18 protein-coding genes are annotated in these 23,018 nt (G+C 34.2%); 8 read left to right on the forward strand and 10 right to left on the reverse strand.

Annotated elements, in window-relative coordinates; genetic code table 11:
- Positions 1-652: 652 nt before the first annotated feature.
- Together hemF and hemB are read left to right on the forward strand one after the other, a co-directional pair.
- A complete protein-coding gene (hemF, locus tag Q0800_RS01670; protein ID WP_299127127.1) occupies positions 653-1,576 on the forward strand; it encodes an oxygen-dependent coproporphyrinogen oxidase in 924 nt (307 codons plus the stop codon).
- A gap of 52 nt (positions 1,577-1,628) precedes the next feature.
- Complete coding sequence (gene hemB / locus Q0800_RS01675; protein ID WP_299127052.1) at positions 1,629-2,621, forward strand: porphobilinogen synthase; 993 nt, start codon at positions 1,629-1,631, stop codon at positions 2,619-2,621.
- A gap of 14 nt (positions 2,622-2,635) precedes the next feature.
- Here the strand turns inward: hemB and Q0800_RS01680 are convergent, their stop codons facing one another.
- The 3 genes from Q0800_RS01680 to Q0800_RS01690 all read right to left on the reverse strand — a co-directional run bounded on the left by Q0800_RS01680 (position 2,636) and on the right by Q0800_RS01690 (position 4,184).
- Positions 2,636-2,980: a response regulator gene (locus Q0800_RS01680; protein ID WP_299127053.1), complete on the reverse strand. Its 345-nt coding sequence runs from the start codon at positions 2,978-2,980 to the stop codon at positions 2,636-2,638.
- The gene (locus tag Q0800_RS01685; RefSeq protein WP_366518824.1) at positions 2,977-3,504 is read right to left on the reverse strand and encodes an ATP-binding protein; all 528 of its coding nucleotides are present in this window, start codon (positions 3,502-3,504) and stop codon (positions 2,977-2,979) included. Before Q0800_RS01685 ends, Q0800_RS01680 begins: the two co-directional genes overlap by 4 nt.
- Before the next feature lie 464 nt (positions 3,505-3,968).
- The gene (locus Q0800_RS01690) at positions 3,969-4,184 is read right to left on the reverse strand and encodes a hypothetical protein (RefSeq protein ID WP_299127054.1); all 216 of its coding nucleotides are present in this window, start codon (positions 4,182-4,184) and stop codon (positions 3,969-3,971) included.
- Between the two features lie 237 nt (positions 4,185-4,421).
- On the opposite strand from Q0800_RS01690, the gene Q0800_RS01695 reads away from it, so the two are divergent.
- Genes Q0800_RS01695 through Q0800_RS01715 form a run of 5 tightly spaced genes read left to right on the forward strand, consistent with a single transcriptional unit; the run spans position 4,422 to position 8,436 of the window.
- Positions 4,422-5,540, forward strand: coding sequence for a CNNM domain-containing protein (locus Q0800_RS01695; protein WP_299127055.1), 1,119 nt, complete (start codon positions 4,422-4,424; stop codon positions 5,538-5,540).
- Positions 5,540-6,013, forward strand: coding sequence for a methylated-DNA--[protein]-cysteine S-methyltransferase (locus Q0800_RS01700; protein ID WP_299127057.1), 474 nt, complete (start codon positions 5,540-5,542; stop codon positions 6,011-6,013). The genes Q0800_RS01695 and Q0800_RS01700 overlap by 1 nt, the downstream gene beginning before the upstream one ends.
- Positions 6,013-6,531, forward strand: coding sequence for a DUF4442 domain-containing protein (locus tag Q0800_RS01705; protein WP_299127059.1), 519 nt, complete (start codon positions 6,013-6,015; stop codon positions 6,529-6,531). The genes Q0800_RS01700 and Q0800_RS01705 overlap by 1 nt, the downstream gene beginning before the upstream one ends.
- Positions 6,532-6,543: 12 nt before the next feature.
- Entirely contained in the window at positions 6,544-7,686 is a 1,143-nt protein-coding gene (locus tag Q0800_RS01710) for a serine hydrolase (protein ID WP_299127061.1), read from the forward strand.
- 36 nt (positions 7,687-7,722) lie between these two features.
- Positions 7,723-8,436: a 3'-5' exonuclease gene (locus Q0800_RS01715; RefSeq protein ID WP_299127062.1), complete on the forward strand. Its 714-nt coding sequence runs from the start codon at positions 7,723-7,725 to the stop codon at positions 8,434-8,436.
- A 53-nt stretch (positions 8,437-8,489) separates the two neighbouring features.
- Here the strand turns inward: Q0800_RS01715 and Q0800_RS01720 are convergent, their stop codons facing one another.
- Positions 8,490-13,730 carry a M14 family zinc carboxypeptidase gene (locus tag Q0800_RS01720; protein ID WP_299127065.1) on the reverse strand — a complete coding sequence of 1,747 codons (5,241 nt, stop codon included), beginning with the start codon at positions 13,728-13,730 and terminating at the stop codon, positions 8,490-8,492.
- A 208-nt stretch (positions 13,731-13,938) separates the two neighbouring features.
- Here Q0800_RS01720 and Q0800_RS01725 point away from each other — a divergent pair, with 208 nt between their 5' ends.
- The gene (locus tag Q0800_RS01725; RefSeq protein WP_299127067.1) at positions 13,939-15,630 is read left to right on the forward strand and encodes an ABC transporter ATP-binding protein; all 1,692 of its coding nucleotides are present in this window, start codon (positions 13,939-13,941) and stop codon (positions 15,628-15,630) included.
- Between the two features lie 348 nt (positions 15,631-15,978).
- Here the strand turns inward: Q0800_RS01725 and Q0800_RS01730 are convergent, their stop codons facing one another.
- From Q0800_RS01730 to Q0800_RS01755, 6 genes are all read right to left on the reverse strand, one after another.
- Positions 15,979-16,632 carry a 3-oxoacid CoA-transferase subunit B gene (locus tag Q0800_RS01730; RefSeq protein WP_299127068.1) on the reverse strand — a complete coding sequence of 218 codons (654 nt, stop codon included), beginning with the start codon at positions 16,630-16,632 and terminating at the stop codon, positions 15,979-15,981.
- A gap of 84 nt (positions 16,633-16,716) precedes the next feature.
- The gene (locus tag Q0800_RS01735; RefSeq protein ID WP_299127070.1) at positions 16,717-17,421 is read right to left on the reverse strand and encodes a CoA transferase subunit A; all 705 of its coding nucleotides are present in this window, start codon (positions 17,419-17,421) and stop codon (positions 16,717-16,719) included.
- Positions 17,422-17,512: 91 nt separating this feature from the next.
- A complete protein-coding gene (locus Q0800_RS01740; protein ID WP_299127071.1) occupies positions 17,513-19,861 on the reverse strand; it encodes a transglycosylase domain-containing protein in 2,349 nt (782 codons plus the stop codon).
- Between the two features lie 6 nt (positions 19,862-19,867).
- Positions 19,868-20,371: a gliding motility lipoprotein GldH gene (locus tag Q0800_RS01745; RefSeq protein WP_299127072.1), complete on the reverse strand. Its 504-nt coding sequence runs from the start codon at positions 20,369-20,371 to the stop codon at positions 19,868-19,870.
- Positions 20,355-21,539, reverse strand: coding sequence for a regulatory iron-sulfur-containing complex subunit RicT (gene ricT, locus Q0800_RS01750; RefSeq protein WP_299127073.1), 1,185 nt, complete (start codon positions 21,537-21,539; stop codon positions 20,355-20,357). The genes Q0800_RS01745 and ricT overlap by 17 nt, the downstream gene beginning before the upstream one ends.
- Positions 21,540-21,783: 244 nt before the next feature.
- Positions 21,784-22,854 (reverse strand): rhodanese-related sulfurtransferase, encoded by a 1,071-nt coding sequence (locus tag Q0800_RS01755; protein ID WP_299127074.1) that lies wholly within the window; start codon positions 22,852-22,854, stop codon positions 21,784-21,786.
- Between the last annotated feature and the right edge of the window lie 164 nt (positions 22,855-23,018).

Below are 23,018 nucleotides of genomic sequence, written 5' to 3' on the forward strand. Positions count from 1 at the left end.
AATTATATAAGACCTAGCAGGTTTTTCAAACCTTGCAGGTCTCACAAAATAACGAATGGAAAAACTAGAAAAAGGATATTATTACCACATATATAATAGAGGAATCAATAGCTCAACTATTTTCCAAGATGAAAATAATATGTCCTATTTTCTAAAATTAGTTGAAAGATATTTAAACTCTAAAGTAAATATTATCTCTTATTGCTTATTGAATAATCACTTTCATTTTGCAATTGAGGTTCTATCTGAAACAAAGGAAGTCAATCAAGCTTTGTCAAATCTTTTCAATGCATATACAAAAGCCTATAACAAACAAAACTCAAGGACAGGAGCGTTGTTTCAGAGGCCCTTTAAAAGAAAGGTAATCAAAGATGAAGATTACCTTAAACAACTTGTTTTATATATTCATAAAAACCCTGAAAATCATAAAATTGTAGAGGACTTTAAAACTTACAGGTTCTCCTCTTTCAAATCATACTTTTCAAATTCTGATTTAATTTCTTCAGATACTAAAACATACATTGTAAATCTCTTTGAAGATTTAGATAATTTTAAATATGCTCACAACTCAAACCTGCCAGATTTTGAAACACAGATTAATGATATGGAATGGTCGTTTAGACCTGCTAGGTTTGAAAAACCTGCAAGGTCTATGAAAGATAAATTTTTCAATTATATACACCAATTACAAGATACCATCACTTCAAAACTAGAAGCTATAGATGGTAAAGCCAAGTTTCAAGAGGACATATGGAAACGCCCAGAAGGTGGAGGAGGAAGAACACGCGTTATTGAAAACGGCAATGTTTTTGAAAAAGGCGGGGTTAACATATCGGGTGTTCATGGTAAACTACCTGAGAGTATGCAAAAATACTTTGGTGTAGAAGATGCTGATTTCTTTGCCTGTGGACTTAGTTTAGTGCTGCACCCAAAAAATCCAATGGTACCGACCGTACATGCCAATTGGCGCTATTTTGAAATGTATCCTTCGACTTCGCTCAGGCCAGGCGAGCCAAGACCAATCGTAGACCAATGGTTTGGTGGTGGGCAAGATCTAACACCTTATTATTTGATTGATGAGGATGCTAAACACTTTCATAATATTTGTAAAACCGCCTGTGATAAATATAACTCAGAGTTTTATCCCAAATACAAAGCCCGATGTGATGAATATTTTTATAATTCACACAGAAAAGAAGCACGTGGATTAGGAGGCTTATTCTTTGATTATTGCAAAAAGACAGACGACATGAGCATGCAAAACTGGTACGACTTTGTAACCGAAGTTGGTGATAGTTTTCTTGAGGCTTATGTTCCTATTGTTGAAAAACGAAAGGACCTGCCATATACTCAAGAGCAGCGCAATTGGCAAGAAATAAGACGTGGTCGTTATGTAGAGTTCAACCTTGTACACGATAAAGGCACCTTGTTTGGATTGAAAACCAACGGTAGAATAGAAAGTATTTTAATGAGCTTACCGCCACATGTGCAGTGGGTTTATAACCATCATCCTAAAAAAGGAAGCGAAGAAGAACGCTTAATAGAAATATTACAAAACCCTATAGATTGGGTTTAAAGTTTGGGTGAGCAACTTATAACTTTGTACTTTTAACTTATAATTTTAAGACATGTTTCCAATTAGAAGAAATAGACGATTAAGAACCAACGAAGCCATAAGAAGCTTAGTTAGAGAAACAATCATTGCTCCTAACGATTTCTTAGTGCCACTTTTTGTAGTCGAAGGTAAAGGTAAAAAGGAAGAAATTGCTTCTATGCCAAATTACTATCGTTACAGTTTAGACTTATTAAAAGATGAAGTTAAATTAATTTGGAATTTGGGCTTAAAATCTGTTTTACTGTTTATAAAAGTAGATGATGTCTTAAAAGATAATAAAGGTACTGAAGCCCTTAATCCTAATGGCTTAATGCAGCGCGCTATAAAGACGGTTAAGGATGTTTGCCCAGGCATGCTGGTGATGACTGATGTCGCCTTAGACCCATTTTCTTCCTATGGCCATGACGGTATTGTTGAAGGAGGAAAAATAATTAACGATGCCACAGTAGAAGTATTAGCAGAAATGAGTATTTCTCATGCACAAGCTGGAGCTGATTTTGTAGCACCAAGTGATATGATGGATGGTCGTATTATAGGTATTAGAGAAGGTCTAGACCAATCTAACTTTTTAGATGTTGGTATAATGAGCTACTCAGCTAAATATGCCTCTGCATTTTACGGCCCTTTTAGAGATGCTTTGGACTCTGCACCAGTTGACATGATTGATGTCCCTAAGGACAAAAAAACCTATCAAATGGACTTTGCCAATAGAGATGAAGCCATTAGAGAAACAGAAATGGATATTAATGAAGGTGCAGATATTGTTATGGTAAAGCCAGGGCTTTGCTATCTTGATATTGTACGCGATATTAAAAACAGTTTTGAAATTCCTATCGCAGTATATCAAGTCTCAGGTGAATATGCGATGCTAAAGGCTGCAGCAGAAAAAGGTTGGTTAAACCATGATGCGGTTATGCTAGAACAAGTCACATCTATTAAACGTGCCGGTGCCGACATTATAGCCTCTTACTTTGCGAAAGATGTTGTAAAACTCTTAAATAGATAAAACAGAACCATTAATTAATTTATGGATTTAAACTTTTTAACGGATGAAGATCTCAGGCTTTTTCGCTTTAGTGATTTAGATTTTAAATGATTAAGTATAGTAATTATAAATTGAGATTCATCATAAGGCTTTGAGAGCACATCATTTAAATCTGAATTTTTTATACTTGGTTTAATATCTTCAAAATCTAATGCTGTTAGCGCTATAATCGGTACAGTTTTATTAAAAGTTCGTATAATCCTAGAGGCTTCAATACCATCCATTTCGGGCATATTAATATCCATAAGTATAATATCGTAATTATTAGCTTTAGCTAAAGAAATCGCCTCTTTACCATTAATAGACAAATTGGATGTCATACTATTCTTAGAGGCATACGCTCCGTAATTTTTAGGTTTATTTTATTATCATCTACTAAAATATGTGCTTTTTCAGTTGCTTTTTTATCCTTTAAACAAATAGCTAAGGCACAGGTTTCTTCAACATTTTTATTTTCAAATAAATTAAGCTCAAAACTAAAGCTAGAGCCTTTTCCTAGCTCACTTTCTAGGCTAATCTCACTATTATGTAACTTTAGTAGTTTTTTAACTATGGACAGACCTAAACCAGAACCTTTATGGCTGTAATTATCATTTCCAATCTGGGCAAACTCTTTAAAAATTACAGCTTGTTTATCCTTTGGAATACCAATACCATTATCCTTTACTTCAAAAAACAAACGACAGTGTCCATCGCTAGTTTTTTTATTTAATTTAATAGTTAACCAAATCGTACCATTTTCATTAAATTTTGCGGCGTTACCGACTAAATTCATAAGAATTTGAGAAATTCTAACCGAACTACCTATTAAATCATTCGATATTTCAGGGTCTATTTGTAAGATTAGTTCATTGTTATTTTGTTAGCACATATTCAAAAGATTTTTTAATATTTTTAATTATTCGACTTTGCTTAAATGATGCCTTATCTAAAACAAGGTTTTGATAATCCATTTTATTAATCAAAAGAACATCATTAATTAACGCTAATAGATAATCTGCAGAGAATTTAGGAGAGATTAACTCCTGCTTGTGCTTTTCTGATGTTATATCTTCGTAACATCGATGTAATACCAATGTTTACTTTAAATTTTAATTTGTAAAGCTGTAATCAAAAAAAAGTGATTAAGCCATTATTTTCCTCTAAAAACAAAGCATACTAGAGCGCATATAATAGCGTCTTACTCTGCAAAAGATGTTATAAACTATTAAATGCTAAATGACTTTTTAAGATTTTTCAATCTTCACCAAAAGGGTTGCCTGCTAACCTTTTCAATCCCTACATTGTTATGAGCTCTCCTTCAACAGGTTAAATAATATTATCGGCTTCTTTACTATCAAAATCAATCTTAGAAACAGTCCAACGATAAAGTATATCATCAATTTCCATAACTAAACCTGGCAAACCGTTATATCCTGCTGGTCCGTGTTTCACAGAAATATCAACGGCTTCTTCTACCATATAAACTGCTATATTAGGGTTAAAAACTAAATAACATGAAATAGGTAAAGTACTATGTAGCATCCCTAAAACACCCTTTTCAATAGTGGTTTTTTCAGGGTTATTATTAAGCTGTTATACTATCTTTTTTGGTTGACAATATGTAAGTTACTTTACCTTTTTAGGTATTTAGAAAAAAGGACATGAATAAAATGGGTAATGTCGTTAAATATTTCATATCTTAAAATTATGAATTTTATTTGACTGTTTTTTAACTCTACTATTTTGTAACTTCGCAATAACTTAAACTTCAATATATTAATGGGCTTACTCATTTTTTTCGCTATAATTTCTATCTTCTTTTCGTTTTTATGCTCCATTTTAGAGGCTGTTTTACTTAGTATTACGCCAACGTTTATCAATGTAAAAAAGAAAGAAGGAAAGGCTTACGCAACAGAATTAGAAGAATTAAAAAAGGACGTAGACCGTCCATTAATTGCTATTTTAACCCTAAATACCATTGCACATACTGTTGGTGCAATTTTGGTTGGTGTACAAGCCAAAGTAGCCTATGTCGAACTTTATGGCACTACTAAACGCCGTGTTTTAGGTTTCGAATTCACAGAAGATGTAATGGTAGCCGTAGTTTCTACAGTTATGACTATCTTAATCTTAGTAGCGTCAGAAATCATCCCGAAAACAATTGGTGCCACATTTTGGAAGCAACTTGCCAATTTTACGGCCAAAGCCCTTAACGTCTTAATTTTTCCTTTAAAATGGACAGGAATCCTTTGGGTATTACAACTCACCACCAAATTAATAGGTGGCAAAGGGCATGGTAGTGTTTTGAGTCGTGAAGGCTTTGTGGCCATGGCAGATATTGCGCACGAAGAAGGGGTCTTTGAAGAGAACGAAAGTAAGGTTATAAAGAATCTTTTAAACTTTAAGGAAGTACAGGCCAAGGATATTATGACACCTCGTACGGTTATGAAATCTGAAAATGAAGCCATATCCGTGCGCGATTTTTTTGACGCTAATTCTAACATTAGGTTTTCGCGTATTCCTGTTTACACAAAAAACTCGGATAATATTACAGGATTGGTACTAAAAGACGAGGTCTTTAGGGAAATGGGACTAGGTAATGGCGACAAATTGCTAGTGGATATTAAGCGAAGTATTATTGTCGTTAATCGTAGTTTACCAATTCCTACTTTGTTTAATCAGCTTGTTGAAAGCCGTAATCACATGGCCTTAGTTGTTGACGAATACGGCTCGGTTAGCGGTATTGTTACTATGGAAGATGTTATTGAAACGCTATTAGGTATGGAAATTATGGACGAAAGCGATAATGTGTCGGATCTACAAAAACTCGCCAGAAAAAGCTGGGAGTATCGTGCTAAGCGCTTAGGACTTATTGAAAATGACAATCCTGAAAATTAATGGATGCCTGTTGTATTGAAACGCCTTTAGGAATTGCTAAAATTACTGGTAATAGCCAAGGTATTTATTCTGTTTCAGTGTTAGATACTTCAGAAGAAGTCTCCAGCACAATTCCTGAAGCATTACTAAACTGCGTAACACAACTCAAAGCCTATTTTAATAATGAGCTTAAATCGTTCGACTTAAAATTAAATCCGGAGGGTACAACATTTCAGAAAAAAGTATGGAAACAGCTCGAGACAATTCCTTACGGTAAGACCATATCCTATTTAGATTTGGCTAAACAATTAGGAGATGTTAAAGCAATTAGAGCTGCCGCAAGTGCTAACGGTAAAAATCCGCTTTGGATTATCGTGCCGTGTCACCGAGTTATAGGCAGCGACGGGAGTTTAACAGGTTATGCTGGTGGAATACATAGAAAGCAATGGTTGTTAAATCATGAAAGTGAATACAAACAGCAAACCCTCTTTTAATGTACAAAACTGCCACAGAATTCCTAAAACGCTTCTTTAAAGTTTCGACCATATACAAGTATGGCTTTAACTGGTCTCCTATGTATCGTCGGACTACCGCTAAATTAATTGAAGTCAGTGACGATTTGCACTATGTAAAGATTAGACTTAAGTTAAATTGGAAAAACAGAAATTATGCAGGTACTATTTTTGGAGGAAGCATGTTAGCTGCTACAGATCCAATTTATATGATACAACTGATTCAAATTTTAGGAAATGAATACGTCGTTTGGGATAAAGCCGTTGAAGCACGTTACAAGAAACCAGCAAAATCTACTATTTACGGTGAGTTTGTATTTACTCAAAAAGAAATTGAAACCCTAAAGCAACAAGTCGCCAAACATAAAGAAACCGATATCGTTAAAACAATGAGTTTGGTTGATGAAAAGCAAAATATAATTGCTACTTTTAATAAAACACTTTATATCGCTGATAAGCGTTTTTATAAAAACAAACTCAAAAAAAGAAAGAATCAGTAAAGCTTTGGTTTAATGAGAATAGTAAAAAAAATTATTAAGTGGCTTATAGGAATCATAAGTGTTTTAGTTATAACTGCTTATATTTTTGACTATGATTATATCTTAAAAGGTATTAGAGTCGTTTATTTTACAGGACATGTTACTGCATATATAGATGATTATCCTCATTTTGAAAATGATACGATAAAAAAAGGAGATCATATAGCTACATGGCCTTTGCACGAATCATATAAATCAATACAAGCTACCACTAGGTTAAATATTACGAACAAAGAATTTGGGACCGTAGCGTATATGATTATTAAAAATGATAGCATTTTTTATGAGTGGTACGCAGATGGTTATAGTGCAGATTCAAAAACCAATTCTTTTTCAATGGCCAAAAGTATAACCTCATCGCTTCTGGGCAAAGCCATTATGGATGGCTATATTAAAGATTTAAACCAACCTGTTGGTGATTTCTTTTCTGAGTTTAAAAATGCTGAAACTACAGTAGGAGATTTATCTTCAATGGCATCTGGTCTAGATTGGGTAGAACACTACACAAGTCCTTTTTCTATAACTGCAAGAGCTAACTATGATGACGATTTAGCCGAAACAATCTTAAATCAAAAGGTAATAAAAACACCTGGCAAAGAATTTGAATATTTAAGCGGAAGTACTCAGTTATTGGGAATGATAATCGAAAAAACAACGGGTAAAAAACTAGCAGATTACCTATCAGAAAGTTTTTGGAAACCCTTAGGAGCCAAAAATGATGCCTTATGGCAGCTAGACGACGATGAAAATCAACTAGCAAAAGCATTTTGCTGTATTTCTAGTAATGCTAGAGATTTTGCAAGGTTTGGGAAACTTTATAAGGACAATGGTAAGTGGAATGGACAACAGATACTAGACTCTTCTTTCGTAGCGAAGGCAACAACATCGAGATTCGAAGGGCAACCTTACGGCTATGGATTTTGGATCAGTGATTATATGGATAAGCATATTTTTCTTATGCGAGGCATTTTAGGGCAATACGTTATTACCATTGCAGAGGATAATCTTATCATTGTTAGGTTAGGACATCATAGAAGTCCAGATATGCTAGATTCCTTTCCTCTTGATTATTATATTTATATTGATGAAGCATATGAAATGCTGGATAAAAAATAACCCTTTAAAAAATTCCCATTGAGGTGGTAAATAAATATGATCTCTAAACTTAACTTAGAAAACATATTATTCCTAGATATAGAAACGGTTCCAGAGCAGGAAACTTATTCTGATTTAGACACAACCAAACAAGAGCTTTGGAGTGCTAAGTCTCGTTATCAACGAAAAGAAGAGTTTACAGCTGAAGAATTTTATGACAGAGCAGGTATTTGGGCTGAGTTTGGTAAAATCATCTGTATTTCTGTTGGTTATTTTAAAATGGAAGGAGAGATTAGAAACTTTAGAGTAACCTCATTCTATGGAGATGAAATTAAAATTCTAAAGGACTTTAAGAATTTAGTTATAACGCATTTTAGCCAAAACAAGCATTTGCTTTGCGCGCACAATGGTAAGGAGTTTGATTTTCCATACATCGCTAGACGAATGATTATCCATAATATAGAATTACCATACAAACTCAACCTCTTTGGGAAAAAACCTTGGGAGGTACCTCATCTTGATACTTTAGAGTTATGGAAATTCGGAGATTATAAAACCTACACCTCACTAAAGTTATTAACTAATGTTTTAGGAATACCATCACCTAAGGATGATATTGATGGCAGTGAAGTGTACCGTGTGTATTATGAAGATAGTGATATAGATCGTATTATTACCTATTGTGAAAAAGACACCATTGCCGTTGCGCAAATACTTCTTAGACTTAGAGGAGATGAGTTACTTCACGATAATGAAATAAAACATATATAAAAAAACCCAGAAATTTATTTTCTGGGTTTTTAACTCTCTAATCGCTTTTGTAATTATCTCACTATTAACTTTTTAGATATTTTACTTAATCCATTATCTAATTGAATTAAATAAACCCCTTGCATAAATTGGTTTGTATCTACGGTATTAATTGTAGTGTTAGAATTTAATTGTTGTTTTAAGATTTGCCTGCCTTGCATGTCGTATAACGTTAGTTTTGTTTTTTCAGATAACAGACCTTTAATAACTATTTGATGCGCTGAATCATCCGCATAGATTTGAATTTTATCCAATTCAGATTCATTAGTAGTTAATGCATTTTGTTCAAATCTTAAGTAAAATCTTCCTATATCAGATAAATTCGTGTCGGCAGTAAACGTATAATCTGCATCATTTAAAAGGGTAAATGTATTTGTAAGTACGTCTTCTAAATAAACATCTGAATTTATATTAGAATTTGTTAAACTAATGGTGACTTGTTCTCCTTGACTGATATTTACTCCTAAAGGAATTACAGTAGTATTTGATAGATCATTTGTGTTTATAGCTTGGATAGCCATGTCTTTACCATTATTGTCCTCTACAAGTTCGGAATAAATGGCAAAATTATCTGTAGCACCTTCAAAATGACTAGCATCATACCCTAAATCTAGGCCTAAGCTTGCATTATCCATTATAAATATATCGGTACTAAAACTCTGCGTTGCAGAAGCCATTAAAATAGTTCCATTCTGTATTGTATGAGATGCTCTATGAGATATAAAATCGTCTGATGTGCCGTTAGACCTCATAGCAGGATTAAAAGAAATACTACCACCTCCATCTTTTGATGACACAAAGAAGCCTTGCCCTGGCGCTATAAGCGTATTAGGATTTGTAGCCGCATAAGCTAAATTATATACGGTCCAATAACTACCATCTGTGTTATCTGCATCGTAACCATACACCGCAGCACTTTCAGAATCAAATTCTGAAATATTGGCTGTTAAAAAGTCCTCTAAATCTATGTATGATGGGTAAGGATTACCTATAAGATTCCAAATCTCAAACGCAGATCCAGTTTTTTGAATAGGAACATCTAAGCTTCCTGTAGTAGCAGAACCAGTAAAAGTAAACGTACTATTATCTGTAGATGCTGTTCTATACCCTTTACCAGACTCTAATGACACAACCTCAGTGTTGGAATATGTTATATAATCACTCGATGTTTTATCAAAAGGCCCAAACAAATATAAGGTTGATGCTGGATTTGAAACTATGTTAGAATTAGCGTTTTTAAAACTAATAAAACTTTCACCATAAAATGGTGGAGCTATGAGATCGTTTCTATTGGTTACAGGATTAACATGCCTTTTATATTTTAAATCCCCAAACGACACTCCGTTAAATATTAAGCTAGAAAATTCGTTAGAGTCTGAATCCATTATAAATTCACCATTATTAAAGATATTCCCATTTATAGTTACTGAGTTGGCTTTAGCTACATTAAATTCTGTACCAGTATTAATAGTTACATCTTTAACATTAATATCTGTACTAGTCGTAAAACTGCCATCTAAGATTAGAATATCTTCATTATCAGTTAAATCACTTGGAGCATTTGGTGTCCATGTTGAATTACTGTATAACAAACCATTAAATAAATTAATGTTGTAATCTTCTACTTCGCCATACTGAAAAGTTTCACAAGATGTTGGCACTGCATTAAATTTCATAGAAATTCTCATTCTGGCCATTCCATTAACAATGTTGTTTGGTATTGTCACTGTAGTATTTACAGGATTACCACCTGCGATAGGTGCTTGCGTAAATACGTTTTCATTAGCATCATCAAAATCACCATCCATATTAAAATCAATCCATGCCGCATAACCTACTTCATTGGTTGTAGCTACATTATATTGTGGTGTAATTGTTAAATTGTAATCTGTACTCTTAGATACTGTAGTAGATACACCTGTGAAATCTGAATACAACTGGTTATCATTATTGGAATTATTGTCTATAGTATTGAATTCCACATTTTCAATAAGTAAGAAGTAATTAGTATCAGTAGCTGTAGAGTCACAATAGTCTGGAAGAATTGCACTACCAATTCCTACCTCATCTATAGCAATATCACTACTAAAACTATCACCTGTAGTTCCTATAAATCGAAATTTAACAACTTCACCAATGTAATCAGCAAGATCAATGTTTTCATACTTCCAAACATTCTCACTTACTAACGTTGGTGAAAAAATAGTAGTCCAGTTAGTGCCGTCATCCGTTGATATTTCTAACTCTAAAGATCCTGTTGCTACATCACCTCCAAAAGCATGATAATAAAATGTAAAATAGCCACCTGGTAAATTATTTAAATCATAACAAGGGCTTGTTAAAATTGCAGAAGCATTGGCACCAATTTCACCTGTTGTTCCGTTAGAGGAAGCTTCTATATAAAGGTAATCACTACCTCCTGATATATCATCAGTAGGTCCTGTATTACCGGTTGGTGTTCCTCCAGTGTTAATTAGCCAGTCACCATCATCATCAACTGAGCCGTTTTGTATCCAATCACCAATACTACCATTAAAGGATTCGGTATATGAAAACGATGAAATTACTGTACCTGTACAATTAACAATCTCAGTTGTAGAAAATAATTCTGAATTACTATAAGCCGATGTAGAATTAGTACAACGTGTTCTTATTTGCACCTCGTATTCTGTCGTTTCATCTAATCCTGTTATTACGTAGCTTTCAATGGCTATATCTGTTACTTCTGTCCAAGTCGTAGTGCCTATTGCTCTGTATCTTAAGTCATAAGTGGCTGATGGCACATCCTCCCAAGTAACAGTAGCTTCAGAAGATGTAATACCATCTACTACAATACCTGTAGGTACAATTGTAGAGCATGGTATAGTAACACTTATAACTTTAAAATCATCGAAATAAAATCCTTCGGCATTAGCAGAATAATTCTCAAATTCGTTTTCCGAGTCTGATCGCATCCTGAATCTAAAAAAGACATTTGTAGCTCCAAAAAGTGCGGTATTATTAAGGTTATCTATTACGATCTCTTCCATTACCCACTTATCCATTCGGTCACCATCATATATATGACCCGATGCGTTATTACCCTGAAATGCTTCGTCTGCGTTGCTCTTAGCATTATGGTCATTTGTACTCGCCGAAGATTCTGGTTTTGTGTATCTACCGTTTAAATTAATCCAATTAGTACCGTTAGTTGAAGCTTGTAATTCTACAAAATCAAAATTACGTTCAATATCCCACTTGCTGTAAAACTGAACCAGTACTTTTGTAGAGTTAGATAAGTTATACCCACTAGTGGTTGTTAATGTTTTGTTTGTATTATTTCCGTAAGCTCCCGTAGTTAAAGAATTACTTCCAGAATAAGCATCAGCACCCGTATTATTCCAACCACTATTGTTCCACCCTGTTAAACCATCCGTATCTGCATCATGAAAAAATAACACAGAAGGCTGGTAGTATTTTTCTACGTTAATATTGTAGAAGACTCCGTCGTCATTTGATAAAGTAACGTTATACTCTATTTTGTCATTAGGCTGTATACTAGGATCTAAAGTTACTACAGCTGAAATATTACGCTGTTCTAAAACAGACATTCCTGTTTGCGTAGCAGGTGATGTTATGTTTGTAATATTTGCTGAAATCGGCGTCACTGCCAATGTAAAATCACTCGCTGTTTGACCTACACGTTCAATAGCGAAATCTAAATTTGAGGATAAACTAGATATATCGCTTTGCGTTAAATCATGAAATTTAGCATACTTTCCTCCATAATAAGCCGCTGCAAATGATATACGAACTGAGCGTTTAGCAATTGGAATAATATCTCCTGTAGAAGGCCAAAAACCTGTACCACCATGCTCTGGGGTAGTAGCTAATATATTTTGACCAGATCCCGTAGATCCATTGCCGTCTGTAGCTCCACCAACCATCCAATCGTCTGCAATACCGTTTGCTGGTGTAAATATAGTGGCGCCAGATACATATCTGTTATAACGTGTCATTTCTGCATGCATATCATGCATTTCATCTTCATAACCCGATGTAAAAGACGGATTACCACCATAAGGATGTGGGATTGAGTTTGCGAACGTATGATTCCAAACTGCAGTCTTAAAGTTTCTAGCTAAAGTAAAATCTACTATAATTTGTGTTTCTGGTTCAGATGCTGCACTTGGTCCTCTGTAAGAATCACTAGAAGGTGTACCAGAAGAGCCCGTACCTGCAGATCCCCAAAAATAGTCGAAATTTCTATTAAGATCTACACCTCTTGTTGATGTTGTATTATTGGTACTACCAGTGTTTGGTCTACAATTTTTACGCTGCATACCACCACCTGTTGGGCTTAAATGTTGATTCCATCGTAACCCATCAGGGTTTACAACTGGTATAAAATAGAGTTCATTATTATCCACTAACTCTTTTATAGCAGGGTCCAAATTATAATTCTCAATGAGGTACCACATAAAATACATATTACCCATAAGTGCATTTACCTCTCTAGAATGTATCATTGAGGTAAATAATAATTGTGGTTTTGTGCCTTCTGCTGTTGTACTCTCGTTTCCTGTAATTCTTATGTAATAAATTGTTTGAGGATCCCAACGCGATGTGCCTTGGCCAGAATACGTTAAACCATTATTGGTAATTGTTCCAGATGGATTTCCCCATGTGGTCTGCCCAGTAGGCGATGCATCTTGTTTAACAGAAACAATATCTAATCCATTGGTTTGTGAGTAGGCTCTCATCTCATCTAATTCTCTCTCAACTTCGCTAATTGTATAGCAACCTCCCATACTACCCAGCTCCCACTTTAGTGGTTTAACCCAATCTTTTTCATCAATCTCTTTGTACTGTAAATAGTTGTCTAAAATTACAGAAGATGTAGAAGATTTTTGTAGGTCTGCTCTTAAATTTGCTCTACTTGCCTTAGTCTTAGCATCTTCTAACTGCGCATCTGTAATTGCTGATGGTAATGTGTTAACCGCTCTCTGGTGGTAATATGTTTGTAAATCATTAATCTGCGTAGTGTAAGCTATACCGTACTGTTGCAGTACGGTTCTATCTGCGTCTGAAATGTCTAAGGTTAAACTAGAGTGATCGTGTTTTACACCACAACGCAAATCAATACCTTGTTCCGCAAGGATATCTAAAGTTGATTGACTTGGATTATTAATGGTAATACGTGAATGCTCATTTTGCGCAAATGAAATCTGTAAAAAAAGACTTATGAGTAGGGTTAAAGGGGCAATTTTTCTCATTAGATTACTATTTAATGAATTTATAGTTGTGGCGAATATATTACTTTTTATCCGTAAAAAGCATAAATAATCGATGAAATGCATTTTTTATAATTACAATATTAATAATAAACTGTAAATCAGTGTTTTAAAAAATAATGTGTTTTACATTAAAATTAATAACTGTACGCTATACAGTGTTAATTTTTGAAAATAACTATTTTTACGCATGCACAAATCTATTCTGTTAAACGTTAGAGATCTTTCTATAGCCTTTACGAGTCATAAAAAAGATGTTAAAATTATCCGTGGCATTAGTTACCAATTACAAAAAAATAGTATTACAGCTATTGTGGGTGAGTCTGGATCTGGTAAATCGGTGTCGTCTTTAGCACTTATGGGTTTATTACCAAAAGGAATTTCTAAGATTACATCTGGTTCAATTCTTTTTAAGTCTAAAGATTTGGTTCAAATACCACAAAAAGAATTTTTAAAAATTAGAGGTAAAGACATTGCCATGATCTTTCAGGAACCTATGAGTTCCTTAAATCCGTCTATGCGATGTGGTAAACAGGTAGAAGAAATTCTTAAACAACATACTCAACTATCTAAATCTGAACTTAAAACCGAGGTACTTAGATGCTTTGAAAATGTAAAACTACCAGATCCAAAGCATGTTTTTACAGCTTATCCTCACGAAATATCTGGTGGACAGAAGCAACGCGTTATGATTGCAATGGCCATTGCATGTCAGCCACAATTACTCATTGCGGATGAGCCTACCACAGCATTGGATGTTACCGTACAAAAAGATATTTTAGAATTACTGAAACAAATTCAGAGAACCACTAAAATGAGTATTTTATTCATTTCTCATGATTTATCCTTAGTTTCAGAGTTTGCGGATAATGTATTAGTAATGTATAAAGGAGAGATTGTTGAACAAGGCAATACGAAAGCTATATTTACTAACCCTCAACATAATTACACAAAAGCATTAATAGGCGCTAGGCCATCTACCAATGTTAGATTAAAGTCGTTGCCTACCATCTCAAACTTTATGTCTAATACTGTTGAAAATAGAATTATTTCCTCAGAAGAACGACAATTACATCATAAAAAACTGTATGCCCAACCTCCTTTGCTTGAAGTTATAGATTTAAAAAAAGTATATCTATCAAAAACTGGCTTATTTTCTAAGCATAAAAAATTTAAGGCTGTTGATGGAGTTAGCTTTAAAATATATCCAGGAGAAACATTAGGACTTGTAGGAGAATCTGGTTGCGGTAAATCTACGCTAGGCAATACTATCTTACAGCTAGACAAAGCAACCTCAGGCACTCTAATTTATAAAGGGGATGACATTACCAATCTTAACTCAGATGCCTTAAGACAACTTAGAAAGGATATTCAAATTATATTTCAGGATCCTTATGCGTCATTGAATCCAAGACTTACTGTTGGTAATGCTATTATGGAACCCATGAAAGTTCATAATATAGGACACACTGACCAGGAAAGAAATGACAAGGTCATTGATTTACTTAAAAAAGTTGGTTTAGAACAAGATAGTTTCTTTAAATATCCTCACGAATTTTCTGGAGGACAAAGACAACGTATTGGTATTGCTAGGACTATTGCTCTAGAACCCAAACTTATTATTTGCGATGAGTCTGTCTCTGCATTAGATATTTCCGTACAAGCTCAGGTTTTAAACCTTTTGAATAACTTAAAATCACAATTTGGATTTACCTATATATTTATTTCTCATGACCTAGCTGTTGTTAAATATATGGCAGACCAGTTATTAGTAATGAATAAAGGCAAAATTGAAGAAATTGGAGAAGCTGATCGTATTTATGAATCCCCTAAAAAAGAATACACAAAGAAATTAATCCATGCCATACCCAAAGGGTTATAGCATGAATATTTTCTTAGTTAACTTAATAACACCAGAGATTACTCTCATTGTGTTTTTTAAGTTGTTCACCATCACACTATCATTTAAAGTAGGTTCTTCTAGATTTGTTTTGGTTTTCATAAGTTAAATTTAATGGTAGATTTAGGACAAAAAAGTAATTTTAATTTAAGACTAACTCATTTTGTCTTGGGACTACGAATAACAGCTTTTTTTTGTATAAATCAGATTAAAAGCTTTAATATTCGATGAAATGCATTTTATTTTAACATTTTCAATCCATTTCATCTATATTTCTTACAAAAAAACCGCATATAAATGCGGTTAAAATTTTATTAAAGCTCAAAACTTCTAGAGGTTCATTTCTTGTATGTCTCCTTCGACTATGAGGTGACCTTCTGTGGCTTTTATAATAGCTTCCACAGAAACACCTGGGGCACGTTCTAGTAGTTTAAAGCCTTTATTGGTTATTTCGATAACTGCTAAGTTTGTTACTATTTTCTTTACGCAACCAACTCCTGTCAATGGTAATGAACATCTTCTTAGTAGTTTTGAAGCACCTGCTCTATTGGTATGCATCATAGCGACAATTATATTTTCTGCACTAGCAACCAGATCCATTGCTCCACCCATACCTTTAACCATTTTTCCTGGTATTTTCCAGTTCGCAATATCGCCATTTTCAGCAACCTCCATGGCTCCTAATATAGTTAAATCTACATGCTGCCCTCTTATCATAGAGAAACTCGTAGCTGAATCAAAAAAGGAAGCTCCAGGTAAAGTTGTGATTGTTTGTTTACCAGCGTTAATAACATCAGCGTCTTCATCACCTTCAAAAGGAAAAGGTCCCATACCAAGAACACCATTTTCACTTTGAAATTCTACTTCTATATCGTCTCTTACAAAATTAGCCACCAATGTAGGTATACCAATGCCTAAATTAACATAATAACCATCTTTAACTTCTTTGGCAATACGTTTTGCTATTCCGTTTTTGTCTAACATTTTTTCTGTTATTCCTGCTAAGTCAGGAATTTTTTTAAATGAAACTTAATATGGTGGATTCCTGCCTTTGCAGCAATAACAAGTTTAAATATCTCTCTTCCTAACGGTTCTCTGTTCAATACGTTTTTCAAACTGCGCTCCTTTAAATATCCGCTGTACAAATATTCCTGGTATATGAATTTGATTAGGATTTAACTCACCGACAGGAACTAATTCTTCTACCTCTGCTACTGTAATTTTTGAAGCACCACACATGTTTGGATTAAAATTTCGAGCCGTGCCTTTAAAAACTAAATTCCCAGCCGCATCTCCTTTCCAAGCTTTTATAAATCCAAAATCAGCATCAAAGGCATGTTCTAGCACATACATTTTTCCGTTAAATTCTCTCGTTTCTTTTCCCTCGGCAACTTCAGTTCCGTAGCCTGCAGGAGTATAAAATGCAGGGAAACCTGCCTGAGCTGCTCTAGCGCGTTCCGCTAATGTACCTTGCGGAATTAATTCAACATCTAATTCTCCTGAAAGCATCTGACGTTCAAACTCATCGTTTTCGCCCACATAAGAAGATATCATTTTTTTAATCTGCTTTTGTTGTAACAATAAGCCTAAACCAAAGTCGTCTACACCTGCATTATTAGAAATACAAGTTAGACCCTTTACATTTAATCTTACAAGTTCTGCAATAGCATTTTCAGGAATTCCGGACAGACCAAAACCTCCAAACATAAAGGTCATATTATCCTTTACACCCTGTAAAGCTTCAGTAACATCAATTACTTTTTTATTAATCATAAGTAAAATATTAGCTCCTTAAAACTACAAAAGCATAAACAAATTTTATATTAAAAATCTGCTAAATATCACATGGAAATTTAGCTGTATGCTAAAAATCTATATCCACTTCTTCGTTCTCTTCCACTTCAACATCCTCACCTAAATCTCCCTCATCATGGACTGAACAGTCTATGTTAATGGTTAATGCTGAAGGTTTTTCAAAATCACCTGTTGACACGTTTAACGTTTTATCTGCATAGCAGGCTTTCATATACAAACCCCAAATTGGCAATGCCATGGAAGCACCTTGCCCATAGGTAATGGTTTTAAAATGTGCTGCTCTATCTTCTGCACCAACCCAAACTCCAGTTACTAAATTTGGTACCATACCCATAAACCAGCCATCACTTTGATTTTGTGTTGTACCTGTTTTACCAGCAATAGGGTTTGTTAGTTCGTAAGGGTAACCTGTAATAATCTCTCTGTATTCCGCCCTCCATTTATCAAACCCTTTATGTCTTAATCTTCTTCCAGAACCTGCATTGGTTACTCCTTCCATAAGATTAACTGTGACGTAAGCCACTTCTTCACTTAAGACATCTTTACTTTCTGGCGCAACTTGATATAGCACTGTTCCATTTTTATCTTCAATTCGTGTCACCATAACCGGTTTGTTGTAAACACCCTTATTAGCAAATGTAGAATAAGCAGCTACCATTTCGTAAACACTAATATCTGGTGTTCCTAAAGCAATGGCTGGTACTGGAATGATCTCTTGTTCTACACCTAATTTTTTAGCCATCTCTACTACGGGTTGAGGTCCAATCTCATTCATTAAACGCGCAGTAATGGTATTTGTAGAACTAGCCAAGGCATCTTTTAATGTTTGCTTGCCAGAATAATTGCCATCAGAATTTTTAACAGTCCAAGGTTCTGGATTTCCATATTTATTAGCTTCTATAGTAATTGGTGTTCTTGGAAATGAATCGCAGGGCGACAATTGTAATTGATCAATAGCTGTAGCATAAACAAAGGGTTTAAACGTAGAACCTACTTGTCGCTTGCCTTGCTTTACCATATCGTATTGAAAGTGCTTATAATTCATACCGCCAACCCATGCTTTAACATGCCCTGTTATGGGGTCCATAGACATCATACCAGGTTTTAAAAAAGACTTGTAGTAACGCATAGAATCAATCGGCTTCATAACGGTATCCACTTCACCAGCTTTACCATCAATCCATTTAAAAACCGTCATCTCAACTGGTTTTTGAAATGATGCTTCAATTTCTTTATCTGATTTTCCTTGATTTTTTAAAATTCTCCAACGCTCACCTCTTCGCATAGCATCTTTCATTAACTTGTTAATTTCAGACTGATCGAGTTCTAAGAATGGTGCCGTTTTATTTCTATCTGGAGTGTTTTGATGATCAAATTCTGCTTGCAATCTAGGCATGTGTTGCGCCACAGCTTGCTCAGCATATTTTTGCATGCGTGAATCTATGGTTACAAATACTTTTAATCCATCACTTGTAATGTCGTACTTACTACCATCTGGTTTTCGGTTGCCTTCTTCCTTAACCCATTCTTTCATAAAACTTCTTAGGTATTCTCTAAAATAGGTCGCTGTACCTTGGTTATGTGTTTCTGGAGTGTAATTTAAATCAAGATCTGTAGCTTGTAAAGAATCCTTAACAGCTTCATTAATGTACTCATACTTATGCATTTGTGAGAGCACAACATTTCTTCTGTTTTTTACACCAACAGGATTTCTTCTTGGGTTATAAAATGAAGAATTCACAAACATACCAACAAGCATAGCTGACTCTTTAGTGTTTAAATCTTTTGGCTCCTTTCCAAAATAAATTCTCGCAGCAGATCGGATACCATCGCCATTATTTCCAAAGTCATAGATATTGAAGTACTGTGTAATAATCTCTTCTTTGGTATATTGACGTTCTAAACGAATTGCAATTATCCATTCTCTCACTTTTTGAATTGCACGTTGAAATTTATTTCTAGATACCTTAACAGTGAACAGTTGCTTTGCTAATTGCTGAGAAATGGTACTTGCTCCACCGCCTCTACCTGTGAGTGCTCTTAAGGTACCTCTTGCATCAATACCTGAGTGATCATAAAATCTGATATCTTCAGTTGCAATTAAAGCATCAACTAGATTTTTAGATAAGTCCTCATAAGCAACAGGAGTTCTATTGTCATTGTAATAGAATTTTCCTAAAGTTTTTCCATCTGAAGAGATAATTTCTGTGGCTAAATTAGTTTCAGGATTTTCTAACTTAGTATGATCTGGCATTTCACCTAAAAAGCCCCAAGACGCAAATAAAAACAATAATACTACAGAAAGAATACCTCCTGCAAATACCATCCAAAACCATCTGATATATTTTGAAAAGTCTAAACTGTCTGACGTTTTTTTTGCCGTTTTCTTTTTTGCCATTGTTTTTTACTTTTGAGCTTGTTCTACCCTAAAACCAATTTCGGTAATACCTTCTAAATTTTCAACTCCATATACATCTCCATTTTTTCGCATGGCATGTTGTATATCTACTTTATAGTCTCCTTCTTCACTAAATTTAAATGCCGATTTATAACCTCTATACCACAATTTATTCTCTTTAATATCGGTAAATCCAGAGCCTAAGAGTTCTCCATTTGGCTCAGCCATTTTATATTCTAAGGTATCTTTTATTGCTTTACCATTTGGGTAATTTAGCTCTACAATTAAAAATAAATTACTGTATTTATAGGCGTTTGTATTTCTTAAGTTTATATAAAGATTATAATTGTCTGTAGTATCTGGAGCCATAAAATTAAAACTTGCTACAGAATCTTTGTGCCATTTATTAGGAACGGGTTTGTACTGATCATAAACGGCTTTAGAATCGCAACTCGTCATCAACATGAAACTAAAAAATGCGAATGGTAACCAACTAATTCTTTTTTGCATTTTGCTTTTGATTGCGGTTTCTGTTCCTGTTATTTTTACGGTTCCTATTATTTTTACGTTTCTTTTTGGGTTTTGGATTATCAAAACGCGTTAAACTATCTTGCCCTACAACATTTTCAAACTCGGTTTTGGCATCTTGTATATGCTCAGCAGCATATTCTTCTAAGCTAACTACTTTTTCTTTTTTCTTGTTTTTACTTATAATTTCGTTGGCTTGGTCTGTAGTTATAACATGCCAATTCATCCATTCCCCTTCATAAGCATACCATAGTAAGCCTTTAAAAATATCGGTTTTTTGGCAAACTGCGGTCCCTTTTTCTGTGTAGAGCTTAGTGTCATTTTTAGGGAATGCTTTTAAGGCATCTAAATAGGCATCTAACTCATAGTTTAAGCAACATTTTAACTTGCCGCACTGACCAGCAAGTTTTAATGGATTTAAGGATAATTGTTGGTACCTGGCAGCGGAAGTGCTTACAGATCTAAAATCTGTTAACCATGTAGAACAGCATAATTCTCTACCGCAAGATCCAATACCTCCTAATCTGGCGGCTTCTTGTCTAAAGCCTACTTGGCGCATTTCTATGCGAGTTCTAAACTCTCTAGCAAATACTTTAATGAGTTCTCTAAAGTCCACACGCTCCTCTGCTGTATAATAAAATGTTGCTTTGGTGCCATCACCTTGATATTCAATATCAGAGATTTTCATTTTAAGGTTAAGATCAATTGCAAATTGACGTGCTTTAACCTTCATTGGCTCTTCCTTGTCTCTAGATTTTGACCAAATATCAATATCTTTTTGTGATGCTTTTCGGTATATTTTTAAGACTTTTTCTGAGTCTTCAATATCTACTTTTTTGCGCTTCATCTGTACCTTAACTAATTCTCCTGTTAAGGTAACCATGCCAATATCGTGGCCAGATTTTGCTTGTGTAGCAACAATATCGCCAATGCTTAATGTAAGGTTTTCTGTGTTTTTGTAATATTGTTTTCTTCCATTTTTATATCTCACCTCAACTCCTATAAAAGGATCTTGTCCATTGGGAAGTGACATGTTTGCCAACCAATCAAAAACAGTGAGTTTATTGCAGCTATCTGTACCGCAAGTCCCATTATTTTTACATCCTTTTGGTTGGCCGTCTTTACCAGTTGAGCAACTGTTACAAGCCATAATGTTTTATATATTAATTTAGGTTGTTACTGACCTAAATGTAAGGATTCATACTAATTATTGAGTAAAGATAAGATTATTTCTTTAGTTAAATAAAGTACTGATTTACAAACAAATAGTAAAATCAACCTATCAAAACTAACAGATGGCATGTGTTTTTTAAGATTATTTGACAAATACAATCATAAGAACACTGTTAAAGTCATAAAGCGATAAGTAAAGCTCTTAAAAAAGAGCTACTTTTTTATTTTGTAGTATCTAAACTTTCAAAAATATTTCTCAAGTCTTTCTTATATGGCAGATGGTCTGCACGTCCTTTTTTAAATATATCGTTACTATTACCCTGTCCCTTTCTTAAGGCTTTTTGTTCTTCATAAGGTAATTTTATAATGTCTTGACAATTTGAAGAACAGCAATTATCCATCTTTTCTTTACATTGTTCACATTGAATAAACAGTAAATGACAAGCCTCGTTGGCGCAATTGGTATGCATATCTGCAGGTTTACCACACTGGTGACAATTTGCAATAACATCATCACTTATACGCTCTGATCGTCTTTGATCGAACACAAAATTCTTACCAATAAACTTATTTTCTAGTCCTTCTGCATCAACTTGCCGAGTGTAATTTATAATTCCACCTTCGAGTTGAAATACATTTTTAAACCCTTTGTGTTTGTAATATGCGCTTGCTTTTTCACACCGTATGCCACCAGTGCAATACATTACAAGTTTTTTATCCTCTTTATGTGCTCTTAAATCTTCTTCTATTAAATCTAAAGATTCTCTAAAGGTGTCTACATCTGGAGTTATGGCATTTTTAAAGTGACCTATTTCACTTTCGTAATGATTACGCATATCTACTAAAACCGTAGCAGGATCTTCAATAAGTGCGTTAAATTGTTCTGCATTAACATGAACCCCTTTATTTGTAACATCGAAACTGTTATCATTAAGCCCATCTGCCACAATTTTTTTACGCACTTTTACTTTAAGTTTTAAGAAGGCATAATTATCGTGCTCAATGGCAACATTCAATCTAACATTTTCTAAAAACGTTATGGTGTCTAAGTGGTTTTTAAACTTATTAAAATTTTCTGCTGGCACGGAGAGTTGGGCATTTATACCTTCTTTAGCAATGTAAATTCTACCCAAAACACTGAGATCATCCCAGGCCAAATACATGTGGTTTCTAAAAATTTCGGTATTACCAATATTGGCGTACTTATAGAAAGAGATCGTTAAACGTTCTTTACCTGCCTGTTTAATAAGATCTACTCTTTCCTTAGCACTTAAGTTATTGTACAGTTGCATGCTATACTAATTTTAAGGTTAAAGACTATTCTGCAAAGTTATTATTTTTAGCAAATTAGCATCAAAAAAGCACCTTGAAAATATCAAAGTGCTTTTTCAACAACTACTAACTTAAAACTTACTAAAAAAAGAAATCTAATCAACACCTTGGCGATTAATAATTA

The organism is uncultured Winogradskyella sp., from assembly GCF_937958655.1.
In the GTDB taxonomy this organism is placed as follows: Bacteria; Bacteroidota; Bacteroidia; order Flavobacteriales; family Flavobacteriaceae; genus Winogradskyella.

Bases quoted from the DNA above. Each gene is read 5' to 3' on its own strand.
- hemF (WP_299127127.1), top strand. From the start codon at position 653: ATGAAAGATAAATTTTTCAATTATATACACCAATTACAAGATACCATC.
- hemB (WP_299127052.1), top strand. From the start codon at position 1,629: ATGTTTCCAATTAGAAGAAATAGACGATTAAGAACCAACGAAGCCATA.
- Q0800_RS01680 (WP_299127053.1), bottom strand. From the start codon at position 2,980: ATGACATCCAATTTGTCTATTAATGGTAAAGAGGCGATTTCTTTAGCT.
- Q0800_RS01690 (WP_299127054.1), bottom strand. From the start codon at position 4,184: ATGCTACATAGTACTTTACCTATTTCATGTTATTTAGTTTTTAACCCT.
- Q0800_RS01695 (WP_299127055.1), top strand. From the start codon at position 4,422: ATGGGCTTACTCATTTTTTTCGCTATAATTTCTATCTTCTTTTCGTTT.
- Q0800_RS01700 (WP_299127057.1), top strand. From the start codon at position 5,540: ATGGATGCCTGTTGTATTGAAACGCCTTTAGGAATTGCTAAAATTACT.
- Q0800_RS01705 (WP_299127059.1), top strand. From the start codon at position 6,013: ATGTACAAAACTGCCACAGAATTCCTAAAACGCTTCTTTAAAGTTTCG.
- Q0800_RS01710 (WP_299127061.1), top strand. From the start codon at position 6,544: ATGAGAATAGTAAAAAAAATTATTAAGTGGCTTATAGGAATCATAAGT.
- Q0800_RS01715 (WP_299127062.1), top strand. From the start codon at position 7,723: ATGATCTCTAAACTTAACTTAGAAAACATATTATTCCTAGATATAGAA.
- Q0800_RS01720 (WP_299127065.1), bottom strand. From the start codon at position 13,730: ATGAGAAAAATTGCCCCTTTAACCCTACTCATAAGTCTTTTTTTACAG.
- Q0800_RS01725 (WP_299127067.1), top strand. From the start codon at position 13,939: ATGCACAAATCTATTCTGTTAAACGTTAGAGATCTTTCTATAGCCTTT.
- Q0800_RS01730 (WP_299127068.1), bottom strand. From the start codon at position 16,632: ATGTTAGACAAAAACGGAATAGCAAAACGTATTGCCAAAGAAGTTAAA.
- Q0800_RS01735 (WP_299127070.1), bottom strand. From the start codon at position 17,421: ATGATTAATAAAAAAGTAATTGATGTTACTGAAGCTTTACAGGGTGTA.
- Q0800_RS01740 (WP_299127071.1), bottom strand. From the start codon at position 19,861: ATGGCAAAAAAGAAAACGGCAAAAAAAACGTCAGACAGTTTAGACTTT.
- Q0800_RS01745 (WP_299127072.1), bottom strand. From the start codon at position 20,371: ATGCAAAAAAGAATTAGTTGGTTACCATTCGCATTTTTTAGTTTCATG.
- ricT (WP_299127073.1), bottom strand. From the start codon at position 21,539: ATGGCTTGTAACAGTTGCTCAACTGGTAAAGACGGCCAACCAAAAGGA.
- Q0800_RS01755 (WP_299127074.1), bottom strand. From the start codon at position 22,854: ATGCAACTGTACAATAACTTAAGTGCTAAGGAAAGAGTAGATCTTATT.